At 60.3% G+C, this 23,264-nt stretch carries 20 protein-coding genes and 6 pseudogenes; 21 read left to right on the top strand and 5 right to left on the bottom strand.

Annotated features, from left to right (window positions below):
* The 8 genes and pseudogenes from PACILC2_RS20090 to PACILC2_RS20055 form a co-directional block, all read left to right on the top strand.
* Window positions 1–297, top strand: a 297-nt coding sequence (locus PACILC2_RS20090) for a hypothetical protein (RefSeq protein ID WP_213530426.1), incomplete at its 5' end; no start/stop codon positions are given.
* Window positions 298–817: 520 nt separating this feature from the next.
* Window positions 818–1,318: a phosphatidylglycerophosphatase A family protein gene (locus PACILC2_RS20085; protein WP_062491746.1), complete on the top strand. Its 501-nt coding sequence runs from the start codon at window positions 818–820 to the stop codon at window positions 1,316–1,318.
* A 226-nt stretch (window positions 1,319–1,544) separates the two neighbouring features.
* Window positions 1,545–1,733, top strand: coding sequence for a hypothetical protein (locus PACILC2_RS20080; protein WP_062491748.1), 189 nt, complete (start codon window positions 1,545–1,547; stop codon window positions 1,731–1,733).
* Window positions 1,734–1,775: 42 nt separating this feature from the next.
* A pseudogene (accD, locus tag PACILC2_RS20075) lies at window positions 1,776–2,641 on the top strand (acetyl-CoA carboxylase, carboxyltransferase subunit beta).
* Window positions 2,631–3,796 (top strand): annotated as a pseudogene (accA, locus tag PACILC2_RS20070) (acetyl-CoA carboxylase carboxyl transferase subunit alpha). Before accD ends, accA begins: the two co-directional pseudogenes overlap by 11 nt.
* 101 nt (window positions 3,797–3,897) lie before the next feature.
* A pseudogene (gene pyk, locus PACILC2_RS20065) lies at window positions 3,898–5,651 on the top strand (pyruvate kinase).
* Window positions 5,652–5,813: 162 nt separating this feature from the next.
* On the top strand, window positions 5,814–6,317 hold the full coding sequence (locus PACILC2_RS20060) for an acyl-CoA thioesterase (protein ID WP_213530424.1): 504 nt from the start codon (window positions 5,814–5,816) through the stop codon (window positions 6,315–6,317).
* A complete protein-coding gene (locus PACILC2_RS20055) occupies window positions 6,317–6,739 on the top strand; it encodes an FxsA family protein (protein ID WP_213530423.1) in 423 nt (140 codons plus the stop codon). The genes PACILC2_RS20060 and PACILC2_RS20055 overlap by 1 nt, the downstream gene beginning before the upstream one ends.
* 12 nt (window positions 6,740–6,751) lie before the next feature.
* Here the strand turns inward: PACILC2_RS20055 and ytvI are convergent, their stop codons facing one another.
* On the bottom strand, window positions 6,752–7,366 hold the full coding sequence (gene ytvI / locus PACILC2_RS28085; protein ID WP_504739389.1) for a sporulation integral membrane protein YtvI: 615 nt from the start codon (window positions 7,364–7,366) through the stop codon (window positions 6,752–6,754).
* Window positions 7,366–7,866, bottom strand: coding sequence for an AI-2E family transporter (locus PACILC2_RS28080; protein WP_280515352.1), 501 nt, complete (start codon window positions 7,864–7,866; stop codon window positions 7,366–7,368). Before PACILC2_RS28080 ends, ytvI begins: the two co-directional genes overlap by 1 nt.
* Before the next feature lie 366 nt (window positions 7,867–8,232).
* Here PACILC2_RS28080 and citZ point away from each other — a divergent pair, with 366 nt between their 5' ends.
* The 9 genes and pseudogenes from citZ (at window position 8,233) to PACILC2_RS20015 (ending at window position 16,408) form a co-directional block, all read left to right on the top strand.
* The gene (citZ, locus tag PACILC2_RS20045) at window positions 8,233–9,345 is read left to right on the top strand and encodes a citrate synthase (RefSeq protein ID WP_062491760.1); all 1,113 of its coding nucleotides are present in this window, start codon (window positions 8,233–8,235) and stop codon (window positions 9,343–9,345) included.
* A 104-nt stretch (window positions 9,346–9,449) separates the two neighbouring features.
* Window positions 9,450–10,741, top strand: a pseudogene (icd, locus tag PACILC2_RS20040) (NADP-dependent isocitrate dehydrogenase).
* Window positions 10,742–10,778: 37 nt separating this feature from the next.
* Window positions 10,779–11,756: a malate dehydrogenase gene (mdh, locus tag PACILC2_RS20035; RefSeq protein ID WP_244863676.1), complete on the top strand. Its 978-nt coding sequence runs from the start codon at window positions 10,779–10,781 to the stop codon at window positions 11,754–11,756.
* A gap of 107 nt (window positions 11,757–11,863) precedes the next feature.
* A pseudogene (gene recQ / locus PACILC2_RS20030) lies at window positions 11,864–13,567 on the top strand (DNA helicase RecQ); the annotation flags it as partial.
* Window positions 13,568–13,637: 70 nt separating this feature from the next.
* Window positions 13,638–14,021, top strand: coding sequence for a helix-turn-helix domain-containing protein (locus PACILC2_RS28915; RefSeq protein WP_307860662.1), 384 nt, complete (start codon window positions 13,638–13,640; stop codon window positions 14,019–14,021).
* Between the two features lie 188 nt (window positions 14,022–14,209).
* Window positions 14,210–14,362 carry a hypothetical protein gene (locus PACILC2_RS27330; RefSeq protein WP_244863675.1) on the top strand — a complete coding sequence of 51 codons (153 nt, stop codon included), beginning with the start codon at window positions 14,210–14,212 and terminating at the stop codon, window positions 14,360–14,362.
* A complete protein-coding gene (locus PACILC2_RS20025) occupies window positions 14,344–14,601 on the top strand; it encodes a hypothetical protein (RefSeq protein ID WP_244863674.1) in 258 nt (85 codons plus the stop codon). Before PACILC2_RS27330 ends, PACILC2_RS20025 begins: the two co-directional genes overlap by 19 nt.
* A 47-nt stretch (window positions 14,602–14,648) precedes the next feature.
* Window positions 14,649–15,608, top strand: a complete 960-nt coding sequence (locus PACILC2_RS20020) for a sugar kinase (protein WP_062491768.1) — start codon at window positions 14,649–14,651, stop codon at window positions 15,606–15,608.
* Between the two features lie 2 nt (window positions 15,609–15,610).
* Window positions 15,611–16,408 carry a DeoR/GlpR family DNA-binding transcription regulator gene (locus tag PACILC2_RS20015; protein ID WP_062491770.1) on the top strand — a complete coding sequence of 266 codons (798 nt, stop codon included), beginning with the start codon at window positions 15,611–15,613 and terminating at the stop codon, window positions 16,406–16,408.
* A gap of 124 nt (window positions 16,409–16,532) precedes the next feature.
* Here PACILC2_RS20015 and nagA read toward each other — a convergent pair whose 3' ends face one another.
* Complete coding sequence (gene nagA, locus PACILC2_RS20010; RefSeq protein ID WP_062491771.1) at window positions 16,533–17,717, bottom strand: N-acetylglucosamine-6-phosphate deacetylase; 1,185 nt, start codon at window positions 17,715–17,717, stop codon at window positions 16,533–16,535.
* Window positions 17,714–18,436: a glucosamine-6-phosphate deaminase gene (gene nagB / locus PACILC2_RS20005; protein WP_062491773.1), complete on the bottom strand. Its 723-nt coding sequence runs from the start codon at window positions 18,434–18,436 to the stop codon at window positions 17,714–17,716. Before nagB ends, nagA begins: the two co-directional genes overlap by 4 nt.
* Window positions 18,437–18,635: 199 nt before the next feature.
* On the opposite strand from nagB, the gene fni reads away from it, so the two are divergent.
* Window positions 18,636–19,709, top strand: a complete 1,074-nt coding sequence (gene fni / locus PACILC2_RS20000; protein WP_213530419.1) for a type 2 isopentenyl-diphosphate Delta-isomerase — start codon at window positions 18,636–18,638, stop codon at window positions 19,707–19,709.
* Between the two features lie 44 nt (window positions 19,710–19,753).
* On the opposite strand, the gene PACILC2_RS19995 is transcribed toward fni, so the two are convergent.
* Window positions 19,754–20,767, bottom strand: a complete 1,014-nt coding sequence (locus tag PACILC2_RS19995; protein WP_213530428.1) for a LacI family DNA-binding transcriptional regulator — start codon at window positions 20,765–20,767, stop codon at window positions 19,754–19,756.
* Window positions 20,768–20,949: 182 nt separating this feature from the next.
* On the opposite strand from PACILC2_RS19995, the gene PACILC2_RS19990 reads away from it, so the two are divergent.
* The 3 genes and pseudogenes from PACILC2_RS19990 (at window position 20,950) to PACILC2_RS19980 (ending at window position 23,262) form a co-directional block, all read left to right on the top strand.
* The gene (locus PACILC2_RS19990) at window positions 20,950–21,282 is read left to right on the top strand and encodes a UxaA family hydrolase (RefSeq protein WP_062491780.1); all 333 of its coding nucleotides are present in this window, start codon (window positions 20,950–20,952) and stop codon (window positions 21,280–21,282) included.
* A complete protein-coding gene (locus PACILC2_RS19985; RefSeq protein WP_062491782.1) occupies window positions 21,279–22,439 on the top strand; it encodes a UxaA family hydrolase in 1,161 nt (386 codons plus the stop codon). The genes PACILC2_RS19990 and PACILC2_RS19985 overlap by 4 nt, the downstream gene beginning before the upstream one ends.
* Window positions 22,440–22,468: 29 nt before the next feature.
* Window positions 22,469–23,262 (top strand): annotated as a pseudogene (locus PACILC2_RS19980) (SDR family NAD(P)-dependent oxidoreductase).
* The last annotated feature ends 2 nt before the right edge of the window (window positions 23,263–23,264 follow it).

The raw sequence follows: 23,264 nt of genomic DNA, 5'->3' as shown, positions 1-23,264 counted from the left end.
CGAGCGGCGGCGGTGCGGGCCGGGGCCGGGGCCGCGCCGCGCCCCGCGCGTACACCCGCTGCGCCGAGAAGGCAGCGGGTGTACATCAAGATCGCCGCGCCGCGCGAAAATCCCGAGACGCTGGCGCGGCTCAAGTCGCTGCTGGCCGGTCATGCCGGCCCGCTCGACACGGTGCTGTTCTATGAGCGCGAACAGCGCACGCTGGCGCTCAGCGACAGCTACCGCGTCCGGCCGTCGCCCGAGCTGTTTCGCGCGATCGAGGCGCTGCTCGGCGAAGGCGCGGTCGTCGTGCGCTGACGCCGCCGGCTGGAACGTGACGGCGCGTCCGTCGCCGGTACCGTCGGCAGCACAGTGATGGCGCGTCCAGCGCCTGTGCCGGGCCGCGCAGTGGCCCGGCGTGCCAGCACGGTGCAGCGGCAGCGCAGTGACAGTGCGGCCAGCACGGTGCCAGCGGCAGTGTCTGTACCAAGCTGCACAGTTCCCCTGCGCTGCCAGCGCCGGCGCCGACGGCAACGCCGTAACGGCGCATCCGTCGTCCGTACCGGGCCCGCGCAATGCCCAGGCGCGTCGGCGCCTCCTGCCGCTCTCCCGGCAATGCCGCCCGGGCGCGTTTCTCCGCACGGTGAGACGCGCCCGGGCGGCTTCCGTTTTATCCCGCCAAATCTTGCCGCAGCGCCCAAGCGCCGCCTTTTGCGCGTTCCCGATAAAATTTGTTTCCGGCCGGCCACTTTGTTGGCACAGATTCCGATATTCGTGCATACATTTAGGAGACACGGGACAAATCTGGCAAGCGGTTGCCGCCATCTGATACGGAGGGATGCGCTTGATATCGGGTATTGAAAATTGGCTGAAAGAACGGGGAGTCGGACTCGACGATGTGGCGGAAATCGTGTACTCGCTGCAACGGCCGTACAACGCCGACTTATCGATAGACGAATGCAGGGAAAGCGTCGTGGCGGTGCTGTCCAAACGCGAGGTGCAATATGTGCTGTTTACGGGGATCGCGCTGGACGAACTGGCCGAAAAGCGGCTGCTGCCGGAGCCGCTGCAATCGATTATGGAAGCGGACGAGTCGCTCTATGGCGTCGACGAAACGCTGGCGCTCGGCATTACGAACGTATACGGGATGATCGGGCTGACAAGCTTCGGCTATCTGGACAAAGTCAAGCCGGGCATCATTCGGCAGCTCAACGGAAAGGGCGGGCAAATACACGTCTTTCTGGACGATCTTGTAGCCGGGCTGGCGGCCGCCGCATCGGCAAGGATCGCTCACCAGGATCCGAAAGCGCAAAAATACGACATACCCGGTTCGCCGTAAATCATTTTTGCCTGGAGCGGAAAGAAAGCGAGGCGCTGCAATCCGGTCGTCGGCAGGTCCGCTTCCGTCCTTCATCCGGCGTCTCGCGGCAGCATTCCGGAACCGTACCCGCCCTTCCCGGGACCGTTCGGAGCCGCTGCCTTCTGTTGCGGCGAAAAGAGGTCTTGTGCTATCATTATGTCAGCATATGGCCTGATACCGACGGTTTTGTAGGAGGGTGCCTTTCATGTGGACGGTCATTTATATTGCGCCAACGGCAAAAATCGCGGAAAGTATTCGAAGCAGGCTTACGGAAGAAGGATTTCTGGTTCAGGTGCGTCCGATCAATCTCTCCAAGCAGCAATTTGAAATCCTGGTTCCCTCCGGCGAACTGGACGAAGTGCAAGAAGTGCTAAACTCCATTCTCCATTCCTGACGGCCTGATCCATCACTTTCTCGCCCTTGAGAGGTGTCGCTAGTGTTAAAGGACTTGTTTCAGAAACGGAAATACGCCACGATCCCTTCGGAGCGCCCCAAACGGGACATTCCGGAAGGATTGATGAATAAGTGCCCGAAATGCGGCACCATCCAATACAGCAAAGAACTGGAAAAAAACTTGAAAGTATGCTCTTCCTGCGGGTACCATTTCCGGCTTAATGCCTGGGAACGAATCGCCATGACGCTGGACGGGGGCGAGCTTCAGGAATTCGACGCCGGCATGGAATCGGTAGATCCGCTCGGCTTTCCGGGCTATGCCGCCAAGCTGGAGCAGCAGAAGCAGAAGTCGGGCTTGCGCGATGCGGTCGTGACCGGCCAGGGGGCGATCGGCGGTTTTCCGGTCGTCGTCGCCGTCATGAGCTTCGACTTTTTACCGGCAGCATGGGCTCGGTCGTCGGGGAGAAAATTACCCGGGCGATCGAATACGCGCATAACGCCAAACTTCCGCTCGTCATCTTTTCCACCTCCGGGGGGGCCCGGATGCAGGAGAGCATTCTGAGTCTGATGCAAATGGCGAAAACGAGCGCTGCGCTCGCCAGGTTCCAAGGGGACGGCGGGCTTTACATTTCTGTGATGACGGATCCGACGACGGGAGGCGTAACCGCCAGCTTCGCGAGTCTCGGCGACTACAATTTGGCCGAGCCCGGCGCGCTGGTCGGCTTTGCCGGGCGCATCGTGATCGAACAAACGATTCGTCAGAAATTGCCGGACAACTTCCAGACGGCCGAATTTAACCTGCAGCATGGACAGCTTGACAAAGTCGTTCACCGCAAAGACATGAGAACGATGCTGATCAAGCTTCTCGACATGCATACCGTAAGGGGGGACGTGTCCAATGGCGGGTGAACTTCCATTCGAGAAGCCGCTGAGCGACTTGCGCCAGAAGATCGCCGAGCTGAAACGGTTCGGCGAGGAGAAGGGAATCGACTTCACGGAAGAGATCGAGCGTTTGGAGCAGCGGTGCAAGCAGCTGGAAGACGAGCTGTACAGCGAGTTGTCCCCGGCGCAAAAATGCATATGGCCCGCCATCATCAACGGCCGACGACGCTTGACTACATTCAGACGATATTTACGGATTTCATCGAATTGCACGGCGACCGTCTGTTCGCCGACGATCTGGCGATCGTGGGCGGGCTGGCCAAGCTTGACGGCGTGCCGGTAACCGTTATCGGCCATCAGCGGGGCAAGGATACGCGCGACAACATCGCGCGCTTCTTCGGCAGCCCCCATCCGGAAGGATTCCGCAAGGCGCTGCGCCTGATGCAGCAGGCGGACAAATTCAACCGGCCGATCATCACCTTCATCGATACGAAGGGCGCATATCCGGGGGATACGGCGGAGGAACGGGGACAATCCGAAGCGATCGCCCGCAATTTGCGGGAGATGGCTACTTTTGGCGTGCCGATCGTATGCGTTGTCATCGGGGAGGGCGGCAGCGGCGGCGCGCTGGCGCTGGGCGTCGGCAATCGCGTCGTGATGCTGGAGAATGCGATCTATTCCGTTATTTCGCCGAACGGCGCCGCGTCGATTCTTTGGAAGGACGCCTCAAGAGCCGATCAGGCCGCGGAAGCGATGAAGATTACGGCCAAAGATTTGAAAGAACTCGGCGTCATCGAAGAGATCGTGCCCGAGCCCAAAGGCGGCGCTCACCGCGATCTGGCACTTCAGGCCGAGTATATCAAAGCTTCGATCGTCCGCCATCTGGCCGAGCTGTCGGCGATGTCGCGGGAGGAGCTGATCGCGGACCGCTACAACAAGTTTCGCCGCATCGGCCGATTCCGCGAAGAGCCGGTTCAAAGCGACAGCGCTGCCGGGGAAGAGCGGACTTACGATCGGCCGCAGGCATCCGGAGCGCATCCGGCCGAAGAATCCGGCATATCCGGCAAGGCGGAAGCGGCCGCGGCGGAACCCGGACTGCGGATGGACGAGCGGCCCGACGCCGACGTGCCGGAGAGCGCGGAAGGCGCCGCCGATTCGCTTTCCGAATCGGCGAGGACATGACGGCCGCCGGTTCCGCTCCTGTACAAGCTGCGCGGAATCGTGTATCGTTAACAGATAGATAGAAATTGCAAAGCAAGCAGCAAACGGAGGAAACGATAACTATGCGCAAAACGAAGATTGTATGTACCATCGGCCCGTCCAGCGAGTCGCTCGAAAACACCCGGAAACTGATTGAAGCGGGGATGAACGTCGCCCGCCTTAATTTTTCCCACGGCGATTTCGAAGAGCACGGCAACCGGATTCGGAACATCCGCCAGGCGGCGGCCGAGCTCGGGAAAACGGTTGCGATTCTGCTCGATACGAAAGGGCCGGAGATCCGGCTCGGCAAGCTGAAAGAAGAGCCGATCGAGCTCGTGCAGGACGAATATATCGTGCTGACGACGGAAGAAATTTTGGGCGACAAAAACCGCATTCCGATTACGTACGCCAACTTGCCGAACGATGTGTCCATCGGTTCGACGATTTTGATCGACGACGGCCTGATCGGCCTTACGGTCGAGGACATACAGGGAACGGAGATCAAATGCCGCATCAGGAACGGAGGACAGATCAAGAGCAAGAAAGGCGTCAATGTGCCGGGCGTACATATTTCGCTGCCGGGAATTACCGAGAAGGACGCAAGCGACATCGTGTTCGGGATCGAACAGGGCATCGACTTCATTGCCGCATCGTTTGTCCGCAAAGCAAGCGACGTGCTGGAAATCCGTGAACTGCTGGAACGGCATAACGCCGGGCATATTCAAATCATTTCCAAGATCGAAAACCAGCAGGGCGTTGACAATCTCGATGAAATACTCGAGGTGTCCGACGGCCTGATGGTCGCGCGCGGCGACCTTGGCGTCGAAATTCCGGCCGAAGAAGTGCCGCTCGTGCAGAAGCTGATGATCGAAAATGCAACCGAGCCGGCAAGCCGGTCATTACGGCGACCCAAATGCTCGATTCGATGCAGCGCAACCCGCGGCCGACCCGCGCCGAAGCAAGCGACGTGGCCAACGCGATTTTCGACGGCACCGACGCGATCATGCTGTCGGGCGAAACCGCGGCCGGCAAATATCCGGTCGAATCGGTGCTGACGATGTCCCGGATTGCCGAGCGCGCCGAAGCGGCGCTGGAATACCGTGAAATCTTTACGAAACAGGCCATCGCCCAGCAAACTTCCGTAACGGAATCGATCAGCCAGGCTGTCGCGAATTCGGCGCTCGATCTGAACGCGAAGGCGATCATTACGTCGACGGAGAGCGGATTTACGGCGCGCATGGTCTCGAAATACCGGCCGAAGGCGCCGGTCATCGCCGTGACGCCGAATGATTATGTGATGCGCCGTCTGGCACTCATTTGGGGCGTTATCCCGGTTAAGGGCAAAAACGCCGGAACGACCGACGAAATGTTCGAAATTGCCGTTAAGGGCGCCATGGAAACCGGACTGCTCAGTCTTGGCGATACCGTCGTTATTACGGCGGGCGTACCGGTCGGCCGCTCGGGAACGACGAATTTGATCAAAATCCATCATATCGGCGAGCTGGTGGCCAAAGGTCAGGGCATCGGCAGCCAGACGGCGACGGGCAAAGTCGTCGTGGCGCGCACTCCGCAGGAGGCGGTCGCCAAGACGACGGAAGGCTCGATACTTGTGACCGTATCGACGGACAAGGAGATGATGGCCGCTTTCGAGAAGGCGGCGGCGGTCATTACGGAACAGGGCGGCATTACGAGCCATGCGGCCGTCGTTGGCCTGAACCTCGGCATACCTGTCGTACTCGGCATCGAGAACGCGCTCGAGCTGTTCCATGACGGCATGGAAGTGACCGTATACGCTGAAACGGGCGTGATATATACCGGTCAGTCCAAAGTAATGTAACCTTTACGCGACTCCGAAGGGACAAGCTGAGGAGAATAGCGTGCGGACCGCGCTTCAAGGTCCGCGTTGGAGCGATGGCGCGCCGGCGCCGTCGCTCTTCCTCTGTCGGATTGATCTTTGCTGGCTGGCGGCCAGACCGGAAAGGAGCGGATAACGCGCGTCATGTCGACACCATCATTGTTCAACTGGCATCTCCATTCGATCCGGGTGCGCTATCAGGAAACGGATCGGATGGGCGTCGTATTCCATGCGAATTACGCGACATGGTTCGAAATCGGCCGGACGGAGCTGATCCGCGCCGCCGGATTGACGTATGCGGCGATCGAAGAGCGCGGTCTGCTGCTGCCGGTGGTCGAGCTGCGCTGCCGATACATCCAACCGGCCCGATACGACGATACCGTCGTCATCTGCACCCGCGTCGCCGAAAGCTCGAGCGTGCGGATCGCGTTCGATTCCCAGGTTCGCCGCATCGCGGAACCGGAAGCGATGCGGCTGCCTTCTTTCGTTGCCAGCGATGCCGATCTACCGGGCGAACTGCTTGCGGAGGGGGGCACCCGCCACGTCTGGGTCAACTCGCAGTGGCGTCCTGTCCGGCCGGACAAGCTGCTGCCGGACCTGTCGCGGCTGCTTGCGCCGGAACGCGCGAATCGCGAGGAGGAAGCGTGATGGCCAAACGGAGATACGGCGCGCGTGGAAACGCGAAATGGCTGCTGGCCGCTCTGGTGCTCGTTCCGGTTATCGAGCTGTGGGGCATATTGCAGATGAGCGACTGGATCGGAGGCTGGACGACGTTCGGCGTCATCCTGCTCACCGGCGTGCTGGGCGCCTGGCTTGCGCAGGCGGAAGGACGCAAAGTGTGGCGGGAGGCGCAGCTTCAGATGCAGCAAGGCATCATTCCCGGCCGGGCGATGCTGGACGGCCTGTGCGTGGCGCTCGGGGGCTTGCTGCTTATGCTGCCGGGCTTTCTGAGCGATCTGCTCGGCATCGCGCTGCTCTTCCCGGCGACCCGTCCGCTGTTTCGCAACGCGATGCTGCGCTGGCTGGAGAAGCGGATGCGGGACGGCTCGGTCACGCTTCGCCGCTGGTAGCGGCGGATAAGCTTACCGTTTGTCTCCCATAATATAACGGATCAGGTCGCGAAAGACATTGGCGCGGTGCAGCGCCGTCACGAAGACGAGCGCGATCGGCGCGACGATCAGCCCGGGCACGCCGAGCAGCTGCAGGCCGGCAAACATGGCGATCAGCAGAAACAGCGGATCGACCCCGAGCGTGCTTGCCATCACTTTCGGCTCGATCATTTGCCGGGCGATCAGCACGATGCCGTACAGGACGGACAGGCCGATGGCGAGGGTGACGTCGCCGTACAACCATTTGTAGGCGATCCACGGAATCATGACCGCGCCTACGCCCAGGTACGGGAGCAGGTCGACGAGACCGATCAGAATGCCGATCGTTAGCGCATATTCCACGCGAAGAATGATCAAGCCGGCGGTGATCGCCGTGGCCGTGATCGAGATCAGCAGCAGCTGGGCGCGAATGTACCCGGTAATCGCGTGCTGCAAATCGGCCCAGACCGCGCCGCTCGTCATTCGGATGCCGGAGGGAAGCCAGCCGCCGATGCGCTCGGCGTGTCTGGACCAGTCCTTGCTGATGAAGAACGCCGCCAGCACGATAATGACGAGCAGGGTGGCGACATTCGGCAACGATGTCAGCATCAGGCGCACCGTTTGAAAAACAGTCCGACGATCGAGGTGCTGATATCCGTCAGGATGTCGGCCGATTTGAAGATGCTGTCGTTGATCGTTCTGCGATAATCGGGATGCTCGTTGTAGAAGGATGAGAGCTGGCGGATGAGCATCTGGATTTCCGGCGAGGAGACGAAGCGGTCGAACTGCTCCCGCCACCACCGGATCACGTTCTCGACCGATCCGGACAAGTTGACGACTTCCGCGACGATGCGCGTGATCAGCGCGGCGAGTACGACGAGCAGGGAGGAGATGCACACGAGCAACGCGATCGTAACGGCCAGCCAGCGGGGCAGTCTGGCGCGGCGCTGCAGCGCGCCGACGAACGGCTGCAGCGCATAGGCCAGCAGCCAGGCGATAATAAACGGATAAATAAGCGGCGTCACATATCGCACCGCCAGGACGATCGCCGCCGCGCAAGCCGCCACCCAGCCGGCGCGCATAAGCCGGGACCATATGTATCGTTCCATGGGGCATCCCTCCTTCGAACCGTACAAGTCCCTCTCTAATTACATATGCGGCTTGTCTCCGTATTAGCATCGAAACGGCAAGACCCATTTCGATGCCGGCCGAACGCGCCCGTCCGAGGCGAAGCTTGCCGGGACTCGAAAGCAATGAATCGGGATATTTTCCAGAATACGTTTGCGAACAGGTGCATGAATGACGACGTCAGGAGCGGTTTATGCATCACAAAAAACTTTATGGTGTCGATAAATCAATTTTATGCCCCTTTCAGTTCACTTCGTCGACAAAATACTTTATTATATAAAAGACGACTGTGTATCGAATAACTTTATATTTTAGACAGAATTCCGATCGTAAAAGGAGAGAGAAAAATGACAGCAACCAAAGGTCTGGAGGGAATCGTCGCTACGACGTCATCCATCAGCTCCATTATTGACGGCGTACTGACGTATCGCGGTATCAATATCGACGACCTTGCGGCGCATGCTACGTTCGAAGAAGTTGCCTATCTTCTTTGGCACGGCAAGCTGCCGACAGCGTCGCAGCTTGCCGAACTGCGCAGCCGGCTTGACGAATACGCGCCCATCCCGGCCGAAATTATCGAGCAGATCAAGCTGTATCCTGACGGCACGAACGCCATGGCCGCGCTTCGTTCCGCCGTTTCCGCGCTTGCTCTCTACGACGAAGCGGCGGGCGACATGTCCGCTGAAGCGAATCTCGACAAAGCGATCAAGCTGCAGGCCAAGCTTCCGACGATCGTCGCCGCTTTTGCCCGCATTCGCGAAGGCAAAGCGCCGGTTGCGCCGAAGAAAGGCGTATCGATCGCACATAACTTCCTGTATATGCTGACCGGGGAAGAGCCGAAAGAAGTGGCTGTGAAAGCGCTCGATCAGGCGCTCGTGCTGCATGCCGACCACGAGCTGAACGCCTCGACGTTCGCCGCCCGCGTCACGGTCGCGACGCTCTCCGACATTTACTCCGGCGTGACCTCGGCGATCGGCGCCCTGAAAGGACCGCTGCACGGCGGGGCGAACGAAGCCGTCATGGTCATGCTCGAGGAGATCGGTTCGATCGATAACGTCGAAGCCTACATCACGAACAAGCTGAACAACAAGGAAAAAATTATGGGCTTCGGCCATCGGGTGTACAAGAACGGCGATCCCCGCGCGAAGCATCTGCAGAAGATGTCCCGCGAGCTTGGCGAGCTGACGGGCAATCTGGAGCTGTACGAAATGTCCGTCAAGATCGAAGAGCTGGTAACGGGACAGAAGGGGCTGAAGCCGAACGTCGACTTCTATTCCGCTTCCGTCTATACGTCGCTCGGCATTCCGCGGGATCTGTTCACCCCGATTTTTGCGATCAGCCGCGTATCGGGCTGGACGGCTCACATTTTGGAGCAGTACAGCGACAACCGTCTGATCCGTCCGCGCGCCGAATACGTAGGACCGGTCAACCAGCGTTACGTGCCGATCGAACAGCGGTAAGAAGCCGGCTTTCGGGAAGAAGGCGGGGATTCCCCGCTTTGTCCGGAATCGGCATGGCGACAGGATACAGCCTATTCACGCAAGGATAAGGAGGACTTTTTACGATGAAACTTGAAAAATACGCCCTTCCGACCGAAGGCGAGAAAATTACGATCGACAACGGCAAACTTCAGGTACCGAATAACCCCGTCATTCCGTTCATCGAGGGCGACGGCACAGGCCGCGACATTTGGCGCGCTTCCAAGCGGGTGCTCGATGCCGCGGTAGAGAAAGCGTATAAAGGCGAGAAAAATTGGCATGGTATGAAGTGTATGCCGGCGAAAAAGCCTATAATACTTACGGCGAATGGCTGCCGAACGACACGCTGGAAGTGATCCGCGAATATATCGTGGCGATCAAGGGCCCGCTCACGACGCCGATCGGCGGCGGCATTCGTTCCCTGAACGTCGCGCTTCGCCAGGAGCTTGACCTGTATACATGTCTCCGTCCGGTCCGTTACTTCAAAGGCGTGCCTTCGCCGGTAAAACGTCCGGATCTGGTCAACATGGTCATTTTCCGCGAAAACACCGAGGACATTTACGCGGGCATCGAGTACCAGTCGGGCTCGCCCGAAGTGAAGAAAGTGATCGAGTTTCTGCAGAAGGAAATGGGCGTGAAGAAGATCCGCTTCCCGGAAACGTCCGGCATCGGCATCAAGCCGGTATCGTCCGAAGGCTCGAAGCGTCTGGTGCGCGCCGCTATCGAATATGCGATCAAGCACGGCCGCAAGTCGGTAACGCTCGTCCATAAAGGCAACATCATGAAATTTACCGAGGGCGCGTTCAAAAACTGGGGCTATGAAGTAGCCGAGCAGGAGTTCCCGGACAAAACCTTCACCTGGGGCCAATACGACCGCATCAAGGAAGCCGAAGGCGTCGAGGCCGCCAACAAGGCGCAGGACGAAGCGATCGCGGCAGGCAAAATCATCATCAAGGACGCCATCGCCGATATCGCCCTGCAGCAAGTGCTGACGCGTCCGACCGACTTCGACGTTATCGCGACGCTCAACCTGAACGGCGACTATCTGTCTGATGCGCTGGCTGCGCAAGTCGGCGGCATCGGCATTGCGCCGGGCGCGAATATCAACTATGTGACCGGACATGCTATCTTCGAAGCGACGCACGGCACCGCCCCGAAATATGCGGACAAGGACGTCGTCAACCCCGGTTCCGTCATTCTGTCCGGCGTCATGATGCTTGAGCATCTGGGCTGGCTGGAAGCGGCCGAGCTGATCTACAAAGGGATGGAAACGGCGATCAACAACAAAACCGTCACGTACGACTTTGCCCGTCTCATGGAAGGCGCGAAGGAAGTCAAGTGCTCGGAATTCGCCGACGAAGTCATTAAAAACATGTAAAGCGGCTGGGCCGTCCGTCAAACCGGCGGCCCGCTTTTTGTCCTATCCATTCCACCATACGGAGGTGGTCGACCGTGGCGATCAAACGCAAAAAATTACTATCGTGGGCGCCGGCTTCACCGGTGCGACAACCGCATTGATGCTCGCGCAGAAGGAACTCGGCGATATCGTGCTCGTCGATATTCCGCAGCTTGAAAATCCGACCAAAGGCAAAGCGCTCGACATGCTGGAGTCGACGCCGGTGCAAGGCTGCGATGCCAACATTATCGGGACGTCCAGCTATGATGAAACGAAAGATTCCGACATTGTGATCATTACGGCCGGCATCGCCCGCAAGCCCGGCATGAGCCGCGACGATCTCGTCAACACGAATGCCGGCATCGTCCGTTCCGTCTGCGAGAACGTAAAGGCGACCAGCCCGAACGCTTACGTGATCATTCTGAGCAACCCGGTCGACGCGATGACCTATGTCGCTTACCAGACGCTCGGCTTCCCGAAAAACCGCGTGATCGGCCAGTCCGGCGTGCTCGACACCGCCCGTTACTGCACTTTTATCGCGCAGGAGCTGAACGTATCGGTGGAAGACGTCCGCGGTTTCGTGCTTGGCGGCCACGGCGACGACATGGTGCCGCTCGTCCGCTATTCGAACGTCGGAGGAATTCCGATCGAGAAGCTGATCCCGGCTGACCGGATCGAAGCGATCGTGCAGCGCACCCGCGTCGGCGGCGGCGAGATCGTCAACCTGCTCGGCAACGGCAGCGCCTACTATGCGCCGGCCGCATCACTGGTGCAAATGACCGAGGCGATCCTCAAGGACAAGAAGCGGATTTTGCCGGTTATCGCCTTGCTCCAAGGCGAATACGGCTACGAAAACCTGTTCATGGGCGTGCCGGTCATTCTCGGCGGCGACGGCATCGAGAAAGTATTCGAGCTGGAGCTGACGAGCGAAGAGAAAGCCGCGCTGGACAAATCGGCCGAATCGGTGCGCAGCGTCATCAAGGTCATTACCGGCTAAGTTGCGGCCGCGATCGAGCCGTTCAAGCTATTCTTGATACAGAGGACCCTGACAGCTTACTGCCGGGGTCCTTCCGTTTTTGCGGAGGAAAGGAGGAAAGGAACGCGATGCTTGACCAGGCTAGGGCGGCGCTGAAGCGCATATACGGCTACGACTCGTTCCGCAAAGGGCAGGAGGACATTATCGAAGGCATTCTCGCGGGACGGGATACGCTGGCCATCCTGCCGACCGGCGGCGGGAAATCGGTCTGTTATCAAATTCCCGCCATGCTGCTGCCCGGCACGACGGTAGTCGTTTCGCCGCTCATCTCGCTTATGAAAGACCAGGTGGATGCGCTGAACCGGCTCGATGTGCCGGCCGCTTTCCTGAACAGCTCGCTCGGCGCCGCCGAATACCGGGACGTGATGCGGCACGCGCTGCAGGGCGATTACAAGCTGCTCTATATCGCGCCGGAGCGGATGGACGCGCCGATGTTCGCTTCGCTGGCCGAGCGGATGCATATTCCGCTTATCGCGATCGACGAAGCCCATTGCGTATCCCAATGGGGGCATGATTTTCGCCCGAGCTACCGGCAGCTGGCCGAATGGATCTCCCGGATGCCGAACCGGCCGGTCGTCGCCGGTTTCACGGCCACCGCTACGCCGGAAGTGTCCGCGGATATCGCGCGGATGTTGGGGCTGCGCTCGCCCAACATTTATGTGACGGGGTTCGCCCGCCCGAATTTGTCGCTGTCCGTCGTCAGCGGGACCGGGAAAAAGGCGTTTCTGCAACGTTTTCTGGCGGAAAGGGCGGAGCAGCCCGGCATCATCTATACGGCGACCCGCAAGGAAGCCGATCAGGTGCATGCGGAGCTGCTCGCGGCGGGCATTGCGGCGGGCAAGTATCACGGCGGAATGAGCGACGACGAAAGAACGGCCGCGCAGGAGAAATTCCGCTTCGACGAGATTCGCGTCATGGTGGCGACCAATGCGTTCGGAATGGGCATCGACAAGCCGAATGTCCGCTTTGTGCTGCATTGGCAAATGCCCGGCGATCTGGAATCGTATTACCAGGAAGCCGGAAGAGCCGGACGCGACGGGGAGGAAAGCGAATGCGTGCTGCTGTTCGAGCCGCAAGACATTCAGGTCCAGCGCTATTTGATCGAGCAAGGAGCGGGCGACGAGACGCGCAAATCGATTCAGCTGTCGAAGCTGTACCAGATGATGAACTATTGCCGCACGCAGCGCTGCCTGCAGCAGGCGATCGTCGCGTATTTCGGCGAAGAGGATGTGCCTCCGTGCGGCAAGTGCAGCAATTGTCTGGACAAGAGCGAACTCGTCGACCGGACGACGGAAGCGCAGAAGGCGCTGTCCTGCGTCGGCAGAATGAAAGGGCGGTTCGGCGTCACGATGGCGGCCAAAGTGCTGAAAGGCTCGCGTGACAAGCGGCTGCTGGAATTCGGTCTCGACCGCCTGTCGACATACGGCCTGCTAAGGGAATGGCCGGAGAAGGAAATCGCCGACTGGCTGTACTGGCTTGTGGCGGAAGGGTATTTGAAGATGAGCGAAGGGGCTTATCCGACGGTCTCGCTGACGGCGCGCGCGCTGCCTGTGCTTGACGGTTCCGAGCGTGTCATGCAGCGGGTGAGAGCGACCGTAAGGCGCTCGTCGTCCGATCCGGCCGCCGCCTCGCCGGCCTTCGAGGCGCTGCGCCAATGGCGGAAGGAAGCGGCGGCAAGGGAAGGCATTCCGCCGTTCATGCTGTTCTTCGACGCGACGCTGCGCGAATTGGCCGAACGGCTGCCGGTTACGGCCGATGAGCTGCTGGGCGTGAAAGGAGTCGGCGCCGCGAAAGCCGCAAAATACGGGGAAGAGGTGCTGGCGATTACCCGGCGCTTCGCCGATGCGGAAAGGAGCGGCGATGCGGACGGAGGAATGCGGATGCCGCTTCCGGATGCGGACGCGCCTTCGGCGAGGACGGAAGAGGAAGGCCCGAGCCATATCCGGACGCTGGAGATGTTCCGGGCGGGGCACACCGTCGAAGCGATCGCGCGCGAGAGGTTTGAGCAAGGTGACGGTGGAAGGACATATTATCCGGTGCGCCGAAGAAGGGCATGCGGTGGACTGGGAACGAATCGTGCCTCCGGATCGGGAGCAGCAGATTTTGGATACGGTAAGAGCGCTCGGCGCGGACCGGCTTCGCCCGATCAAGGACGCGCTTCCCGACGACATTCCCTATTTCGCCATCCATGGCGTCATCTGCAAGTACGGGCTTCGCCGCGGCTGATGCCGTCCCGAAAGAGCCCGCAGGGAATCGCGCATGGAATCCGCGCAGGAAATTCGCGCATGGAATCCGTTCCGTACGTTCGTCCGTTCGTCCGTTCGTTTTTGAGTTTCCCGCCGGGTTCGAGTATACTGGACATAAGAATGCCTGTAGGAGGATGAAACAGTGTCTAATGTCATGTGGTTTTGCACTTGCTCGGCGCTGTCGGCATGGGATTTTACATCGTGCTGCCGGTGCTTCTCGGCAAGGCGCCCAAGCTGGCTGGAGGCGGCCAGGAAGGTTTGGCCGAAGGCTTGTCTTCCGCCAACCGGATCGCACAATATTTTTGGTCGTGCAATTGCTGACAGGCGGCTACATTATGTCCCAGGGCAACTATTCGCCGCTGTGGATGGTGCTCGTGACGGTGCTCTTCCTCGGCATCGCGGCCGTTTCCGGCATGATGAGCAAGCCGCTCAAGCAAATTGTCGGCTCGATCCGCGAAAACCGGAGCGCAACGGCCTATATCGCCAAAGCGCGGGCAATGAGCTTCGCCGTACTCATTATGTATCTCGTCATTATTTATTTGATGAAATTTCCGTTCTGACGGCTTGACCGGGGAACGGCACAGACGGGGCAGGGAGGAAGAAGCAGTTGAAACAGCAGCTATCGCCGGATTTGGTGACTTTTGGGGAAACGATGGGGCTTTTCATGCCGCCGGAGCATCGGGCGCTGGAACGGTCGGCGCTTCTGGAGCAAAGCTTCGGCGGGGCCGAAAGCAATGTGGCGATCGGAGCCGTCCGGCTCGGCGTATCGGCCGGCTGGTTCGGCGTTCTCGGCGACGATCCGTTCGGCAGAATAATCAAGAAGACGCTGCGCGGAGAGGGCGTCGACGTTTCGCGCGTTCGCCTGGACGGCGAGGCGCCGACCGGTCTGATGTTTCGCGAGACGGTTGCCGGCAAGCTTGCCGTCCACTACTATCGCAAGCATTCCGCCGCCAGCCGGATGCGCCCGGAGCATCTGGACGCCGATTATATACGCGGCAGCAAAATTTTGCATGTGACGGGCATTACGGCTGCGCTTAGTCCGGAATGCCGGGCCACCGTGCGGGAAGCGGTCCGTATCGCCAGAGAAGCCGGCGTCGCCGTCTGTTTCGACCCGAATCTGCGGCTCAAGCTGTGGACGATCGAGGAGGCGCGGCAGACGCTGCTGCCGCTGGCGGAAGAGGCCGACTATTTTCTTCCCGGTTGGGACGAGCTTCGTCTGCTTTACGACAGCGACGATTTCGGGACGATTGCGGACAAGCTGTCGGCGCTTAAGGCCGTTACGGTCATTAAAGGCAAAGACGACCGGACGATCGTGCTGAATCGCGGGCAGCGCACCGAAGTGCCGTTTTATCCGGCGGAGCGGGTTGTCGATACGGTCGGCGCGGGCGACGGGTTTTGCGCCGGTTTTCTGGCCGGCATTTTGAAAGGAATGCCGCCGGAGGAAGCGGTGCGGCTGGCCAGCATCGTCGGTTCGCTCGTCGTTCAGATGCGCGGGGATTGGGAAGCGCTGCCGGAATGGCCGCTTGTGGAGCAGCGGCTCAACAACGAGGCATGGGTGGAAAGGTAAAAATGGCTGAAACGCAATCGTCCCGCAGCCATCGCCGCCGGGAAGCGGTGATGGAGCTGCTCAAACGTCAAGGACGAATTACCGTACAAGAGATGGTGGACCGGTTCGGCTGTTCGGAGGCGACCGCCCGGCGCGATCTGGAGCTGCTGGAGAAGACGGAGCCGATCATTCGTACGATCGGCGGAGCCATGTACGACGGATGGAACGCCGCCCGCGACTTGGCGTTTTCCGAACGGCAGGGGCTATCCTACCTGGAGAAGGAGCGGATCGCCAGACTGGCTTCGACGCTCATTGCCGAAGGCGATGTCGTCGGACTGTCGGGAGGCACGACAACGTACCTGCTCGCCAAGCTGCTGAAGACGAGAAAAGGAATAACGGTCGTCACGAACGCCGTCAACATTGCGATGGAGCTGGCCGGAAGCGATATCCAGGTTCTCGTCACAGGCGGCATCATGCGCCACAACAGCTTCGAGCTGTGCGGGCCGCTCGGGGAGGATACCGTAAGCCGGTTGAATATCGGGAAAATGTTCATCGGCGTGGACGGCATTTCCGCAGCCGGAGGCATTACGACGTATTCCGAGCAGGAAGCCCAGATCGCCAAAGCGCTCATTGCCCGCTCCCAAGCGACCTATGTGCTGTTCGACCATTCCAAGGTAGGCAAAACATCGCTGTTCTCGATCGCGCCGCTGTCCGGCGTGCAGGTCTGCATTACGGATGCGCCGCTGCCGTCCGAGCTGCTGGAGGCGGTCCGAACGAGCGGCATCGCCGTCCATATCGCCGCAGACGGCGATAACGGTTAAGCCCTGTCCGGTTATAAAATCCATAATAAAGGACTGTCCTTCCGCCTGATTGATACGCTCCCCTTATCGTAAAGGGGGCGGTTCGAATCGGCTTCGGGACAGTCCTTCGTCGTTTCGGTAATGTTCAAGCGCGGGCGACCGTACGGCCCTTCACCCATGTCTGGCGAACGGCGAAACGTTCGTCCGTCCATACGAGGTCGGCCTGCAATCCCGGCGCGATGCGGCCGGTCCGGTCGGCGATGCCGAGCTGCTTCGCCGGATTGCCGCTTGCCATCCGGCTTGCGTCCTGCACGCTGACCCCTACTTGTTCGACCATAAAGCGGAGCGCGCCGATCATCGTCAAGGTGCTGCCGGCGAGCGTGTCGCCATCCTTCAAACGCGCGGCTCCATCTTTCACGACAACGGGAAGCTCGCCGAGCTTGTACTCGCCGTCGGGCAGGCCGGCCGCCGCCATCGCGTCCGTGATGAGCAGCAGCTTGTCGGCCGGCTTCGCGGCGACGAGAAGCCGGATGGCGGCGGGATGAACGTGATGGCCGTCCGCAATTACTTCCGCGCAGATGCGCGGATCGGTCAGCACCGCTCCGACCGTGCCCGGCTTGCGGTGGTGAAGCGGCGTCATCGCGTTGAACGTATGGACGGCATGGCTTAGTCCGCGATCGACTGCGGCGATGATGTCATCGTAGCCGGAATCCGTATGCCCGCAGGCGACAATGACCCCGCGCTCCGCCAGCATGGCGATCAGATCGCCGGCGCCCCGGCGTTCGGGGGCGAGCGTCAGCAGCCGGATCGTATCCGGCCAGCGGGCCATCCAATCCTCCAGCCATGCGGGCTGCGGATCGACGATGTATGCCGGATTTTGCGCGCCAGGCCAGCGCTCGCTGATGAAAGGCCCTTCCAGGTGAACGCCGTGGAGCGCGGCATAAGGCATGTCGCCGGCACGGTACGCGGCGACCTCGCGGATGACGGCCTCCGTTTCGTCATGCGGCGCCGTCACCGTCGTCGCCAGCATGCAGGTCGTACCGTTCGCGGCGTGAAACGCCGTAATGCGGTCGAACGCTTCGCGGTTCGCTTCCATAAATTCGGCGCCGTTGCCGCCATGCACGTGAACGTCGATGAAACCGGGCAGCAGCCAGCCGCCTTCGCCATCGACAACCGGCAGTTCGCCGTATGCAGCGGGAACGTCCGAACCTTCCGGATAGACGCCCGCGATTTTCCCCTCCGCGACGACGAGACTGCCGGAGATGATTTCCTCATCTGCGACGATGCGCACATTGGTTATGCGCCAGCTTTCCTGGGACTGCTTCGTCATTCCAATTCCCTCCCCGCTTCGCGGTCCAGCAGCACGATGACATGGGCATGCGTTTGCAGCAGGGAAGCGGGGCATTTCGTCGTAATCGGACCCTGCAGCGCTTCCTTCACAATCCGCGCCTTGTCTGTGCCGCGCGCCGCAAGCACAATCGTCTTTGCCCGCAGAATGGCGCCGACTCCCATCGTCACCGCATGGGTTGGAACATCCCGGATCGAGGCGAAGAAACGGGCGTTCGCTTCGAGCGTCTCCCTCTTCAGCTCCACGACATGCGTTTCCCCGATCAAGGACTCGTCCGGTTCATTGAAGCCGATATGGCCGTTATGGCCGAGCCCGAGCAATTGGATGTCGATCGGGTGCTTCGCGAGCAGCGCATCGTAGCGGGCGCATTCGGCAGCCAGATCGTCCGCCGTGCCGTTCGGCAGATGGACGTTTTCCGGCCGGATGTCGATATGGGCAAACAGATGCTTCTGCATGTACGTATAATAGCTTTGCTCGTGGTTGCGGGGCAGACCGACATATTCATCCAGATTAAAAGTCGTCACTTCCCGGAAGGAGAGGCCTCTGCGGTGTTCTTCCACTATTTTTTCATAAATTCCGATCGGTGTCGAGCCTGTCGCAAGGCCAAGCACGGCATCGGGCTTCCGGCGCACCGTCTCGGCGAACAGGGACGCGGCGTAACGGTCCAGCTCGCTTTGATCATCGAAAATGCGGATTTCCATACTCCGGCACTCCTATCTTGTTTGTTCTTACTCTTTATTTTAACGGAAGTTTGGAATTCCAACAATGAAAATGACGAAAATAATCAAAAATATGATTAAAACGATCATTTATAACGACCTTGCGATAAGGGCCGCCGGTACGTTATGATGAACGGGCAATAGTGGAAATCCCGATTTATGACGAAGGAGGGACGGCATCATGACCGTTGGCCGGGAACAGCGGGAGAAAAGGGAAGACGCGCTGACGGCAAAACGAAAAGGGGAGCATATCCGGATTTGCCTGGAAGAGCGGGTCGAAGGCGAAGGCGTTACGACCGGATTCGAAAAGTATCGCTTCGTGCATAATGCGCTGCCGGAGCTGGATTTTGAAAGCATTCGGACGGAGACCCGATTTCTGGACAAGCCGCTGCGCGTTCCGCTGCTCGTCAGTTCCATGACCGGGGGAACCGCCGCAGCCGCTTCCATCAACCGCCGCTTGGCGGAGGCGGCCGAAGCGCGCGGGTGGGCCATCGCGCTCGGCTCGATGCGGGCGGCGATCGAGCGGGAAGAGTTGGCCGCTACTTTTCGCGTTCGCAAGGAAGCGCCGAACGCGCCGATTATCGCCAACCTCGGAGCCGTGCAACTGAATTGCGGCTATGGCGCCGATGAATGCCGCCGTGCCGTGGAGCTGGCAGAAGCGGATGCGCTGGTGCTGCACCTGAACGGCATGCAGGAGCTGTTTCAGCCCGAAGGAGATACGAACTTCGGCGGCTTGCTGCGCCGCATTGCGGAAGTGTGCCGGACGGCGGGCGTGCCGGTCGGTGTGAAGGAAGTCGGCTTCGGCTTCGATGCCGACACGGCCGCCGCCTTGCACGAGGCGGGAGTCGCGTTTCTCGATGTGGCCGGCGCGGGCGGCACGTCCTGGATTCAGGTGGAGAAATTTCGCTCGGCGGACGGGCTTCGCCGCAAAGCGGCGGAAGCGTTTGCCGACTGGGGATTGCCGACGTCCGACTGCGTGAAGGAAGTGCGTGACCGGTTGCCGGACGCATACATTATAGCGAGCGGCGGCCTGCACGATGGGGTCGAAGCGGCGAAAGCGATCGCCCTTGGGGCCGATTTGGCCGGTTTCGGGCGGACGCTGCTCCGAAATGCCGCTTCCTCAGACGGCACGGAGCCGCTTGAGGAACAGTTCGAACGAATCGAATTCGAGCTTCGCGCAACGATGTTCGGTATCGGCGCTTCGACGATCGAACAGCTTCGGACGACGAACCGGCTGCGCAGGCTGCCGACGTGAGCGTCAGCCCGTCAGCTGCGCTTTACGAATATGCTGGGTTCTGCTTACGCCGAAGGCGCAGCCGGACGCACGGAACGTCCTGTCGTCAGCTCGTTCGGCAGTACGATGCGCCGAGGGGGAGCGTCCCGGTTTTCGATCCGCTCGATCAGCAGGCTGATGCCCTGACGGCCGAACTCGTAAGCCGGCTGGGCCACCAGCGTAAAGAACGGATCGAGCACTGACATATACCCGAAATCGTCGAATGTTACGATCGACAGCTCTTCCGGCACCCCGATTCCGCGCTTGCGCAGCGACTGCAGCAGACTGAGAGCCAGCAGGTTGTTGGCGGCGAAAACGGCGGTCGGGGAAGGGGAAAGCGACTGCAGCCGTTCTGCGGCTGCTTCCGCATCCTGGGGCCGGTAGTTCGATTCCATCACATAAGCCGGAGCGAAGCCGATGCCGCGTTCCGCGAGCGCTTGCCGGTAGCCGGCCAGCCGGTCCCGGGCCGTCGAAACTTCCGGCGAGCCGTTGACCAGGGCAATCCGCCGGTGGCCGAGGCCGATCAAATAATCGACCAGCTTGCGCGCGCCGCCTACGCTGTCCCCCAATACGCAATCGCAGGCGATGCCGGGCACTTCCCGGTCGAGGATGACGAACGGGATGCCGTGCCGTGCAAGCGTCTCGAGATGGGGACGCGAACGGTCTCCCGAAGGCGTAATCAGGACGCCGTCCACCCGGGTGGACAATACCGTGTCGATATATTCCCTTTCCTTGTCGACGCTTTCGTCGCTGTTGCCGAGCAGCAGCTTGTAGCCGTTCTCGCGCGCCGCGTCTTCCGCTCCGCGGGCAACGGTCGTATAGAACGGGTTCGTGATGTCGGTAATGAGCAGCGACAGCGTCATCGTTCGCTGCAGCACGAGGCTGCGGGCCGTCGCATTGGGAACATAGTGAAGCTCCTCCATTACCTTCTGCACTTTCAGCCTCGTTTTTTCGCTGATTCGTCCCGTATTGTTGATCACGCGCGAGACGGTCATAGCGGAAACATTCGCTTTTTTGGCAATATCGTATATCGTAACGATCGCTTTTCCCTCCGTTTATTTCAAAGGTTCGCAAAAGACATTTGGTCCGCAAAAGCCATTGACAGCGGCAGTTTGTTTTTGCTAGGGTAGAGTTACCGATAACACTACATTACACTGTCCGGGAAAAATGCGCAAGCCGCGAAAACGCAAAACAGCCGGATAGATAAGGAGGCTTCTATCGAATGGCCGAGCATGTGCAGGTTGGGGCCGATGTCATCGTGATGAACGCCGTCGATCACGTGGCGACCGCGCTTCGCGATCTTCAGGCCGGAGAGACGCTGAGCTACACCATCGAAGGAAGAACCAATACGATCGCTGTTATGGAAGCGGTGCCATTCGGGCATAAAATCGCCATTGTGCCGATCGCCGAAGGCGATTCCGTCCGCAAATACGGCGAGGTGATCGGCCGGGCGACCCGGGCCATCGAGCCGGGGCATCACGTGCACGTGCATAATATCGAAGGCATTCGCGGGCGGGGAGACAAAGCCCGAAAGGAAGGAGAAGCGCCGGTATGAAAACGTTTAAAGGTTATGCGCGCGCCAACGGCGATTTCGGCATCCGCAATCATTTGCTTATTATCCCGACGGTCATATGCGCGAATCAGGTATGCAGCCGCATCGAACAGATGGTGCCGGATACGGTGGCCATTCCGCACCAGCACGGCTGCAGCCAGATCGGCGCGGACAAGGACCGGACGTTCGACGTGCTGGCGGGAACGGGACGCAATCCGAACGTCGGAGCCGTGCTGATCGTCAGCCTTGGCTGCGAAGTGGTCGATCCGCAGGCGCTTGCCGACGCGATCCGCGAGACGGGCAAACCGGTCGAATGGTTCGACATTCAGAGCGCCGGAGGTTCGATCAAAGCGATTCAGCACGGGGTAGAGCTGGCGCGCCGGATGCGGGCGGAGCTGGATCGGGCGGAGAAGGTGGACGTGCCGTTCAGCAAGCTGCGGATCGGCGTCAAATGCGGCGGCTCGGACGCGACTTCGGGTCTCGCTTCGAATCCGGCGCTGGGTGTCGCCGCGGATGCGATTATAGCCGACGGCGGCGCGGTCGTCATCGGCGAGACGACCGAAATTATCGGCGCCGAACATCTGCTTGCCGAGCGCTGCGTGACGCCGGACGTTTCGAGCAAGCTCTATTCGATCGTCGAACGGTTCGAGCGCGAGGTCGAGCGCGCCGGCGCCGATATGCGAGGCGGCAACCCGAGCCCGGGCAATATTGCCGGCGGCCTGTCCACGATCGAGGAGAAGTCGCTCGGCTGCATCAGCAAATGCGGCACCGCGCCGATCCGGGCCGTTATCGAGTACGCCGAGCAAATTCCGAACGGCGGCCTGTACTTTATGGATTCGCCGGGCAATGACATCGAATGCGTATCGGGTATGGCTGCGGGAGGCGCGCATTTGGTCTGCTTTACGACCGGCAGAGGCACGCCGACCGGCTCCGCCGTCGTGCCGGTCATCAAAATTACGGCCAACGCCCAAATGTACCGCCGAATGGAAGACAATATGGATGTGGACGTCAGCGGTTTGTTGACCGGCGCATTCGATCTAAGGGAGGCCGGCCGCAGGATCGAGCGGGAAATTCGCGAGGTGGCGGATGGCAAGCTGACGAAAGCCGAAATATTGGGGCATCGCGAATTTAGCATTAACCGGATCGGTCCGAGCTTGTAAAGGTTGAAATCGGGAGGGTGGAAAGAAAGATGCAGCGTTTGAAAGACCGGATCGCGCTCGTCACCGGAGGCAGCCGGGGCATCGGCGAGGCGATCGTCATACGGCTGGCGGAGGAAGGAGCGCATGTCGCCATCAACTACACGTCGATAAGCTCGCGCGAGCTTGCCGAGAGAGTGAAAGCCCGGGTAGAGGCGCTGGGCTGCCGGGCGATCGTTGTACGCGCGGACGTCGGCAACAAGGCGCAGGTCGAGGCGATGTTCGAGCAGGTGGAGCGCGAGCTCGGCGAAGTCGAAATTCTGGTTAACAATGCGGGCGTGGCGCCGTTCGAGCCGTTCCTGAAGGCGACGGAGGAGACGTGGGACCGCACGATCAACACCAATTTGAAGTCGATCTTCCTCTGTTCCCAGCGGGCTGCCAAGCGGATGGTGGAGCGGCGGTACGGCAAAATTATTAACGTCCTGTCAACTGCGAGCGCGTCGTAACCAGTCCGGTCATTCCGCATTACCAGGCGTCGAAAGCGGGCGCGCACATGCTGACGAAAGGAATGGCGATCGAGCTGGGCCGCTTCAACATCAATGTGAACGCGGTCGGGCCGAGCACCGTCGATACCGATATGTGCGCCGATTTTCTGAACGATCCCGAGCAGCGCCGGCGCGAGGAGGAGGCCAATCCGATGAAGCGGCTCGGCACGGCCCGCCAGATCGGGGATGCGGTCGTCTTTCTCGCATCGGAGGAGGCGATGCAGGTGAACGGCCATCTGCTGATGGTGGATGGCGGCCTGAGCGTCAAGGCGGCACAGCCGGAGGATCATATGGAGAGATAAAA

It is taken from the genome of Paenibacillus cisolokensis, from assembly GCF_018403665.1.
GTDB classification, from domain to species: Bacteria; Bacillota; Bacilli; order Paenibacillales; family Paenibacillaceae; genus Paenibacillus_AH; species Paenibacillus_AH cisolokensis.
The sequence above is the reverse complement of the archived record's forward strand: the minus strand, read 5'-3'. Positions and strand labels throughout refer to the sequence as shown.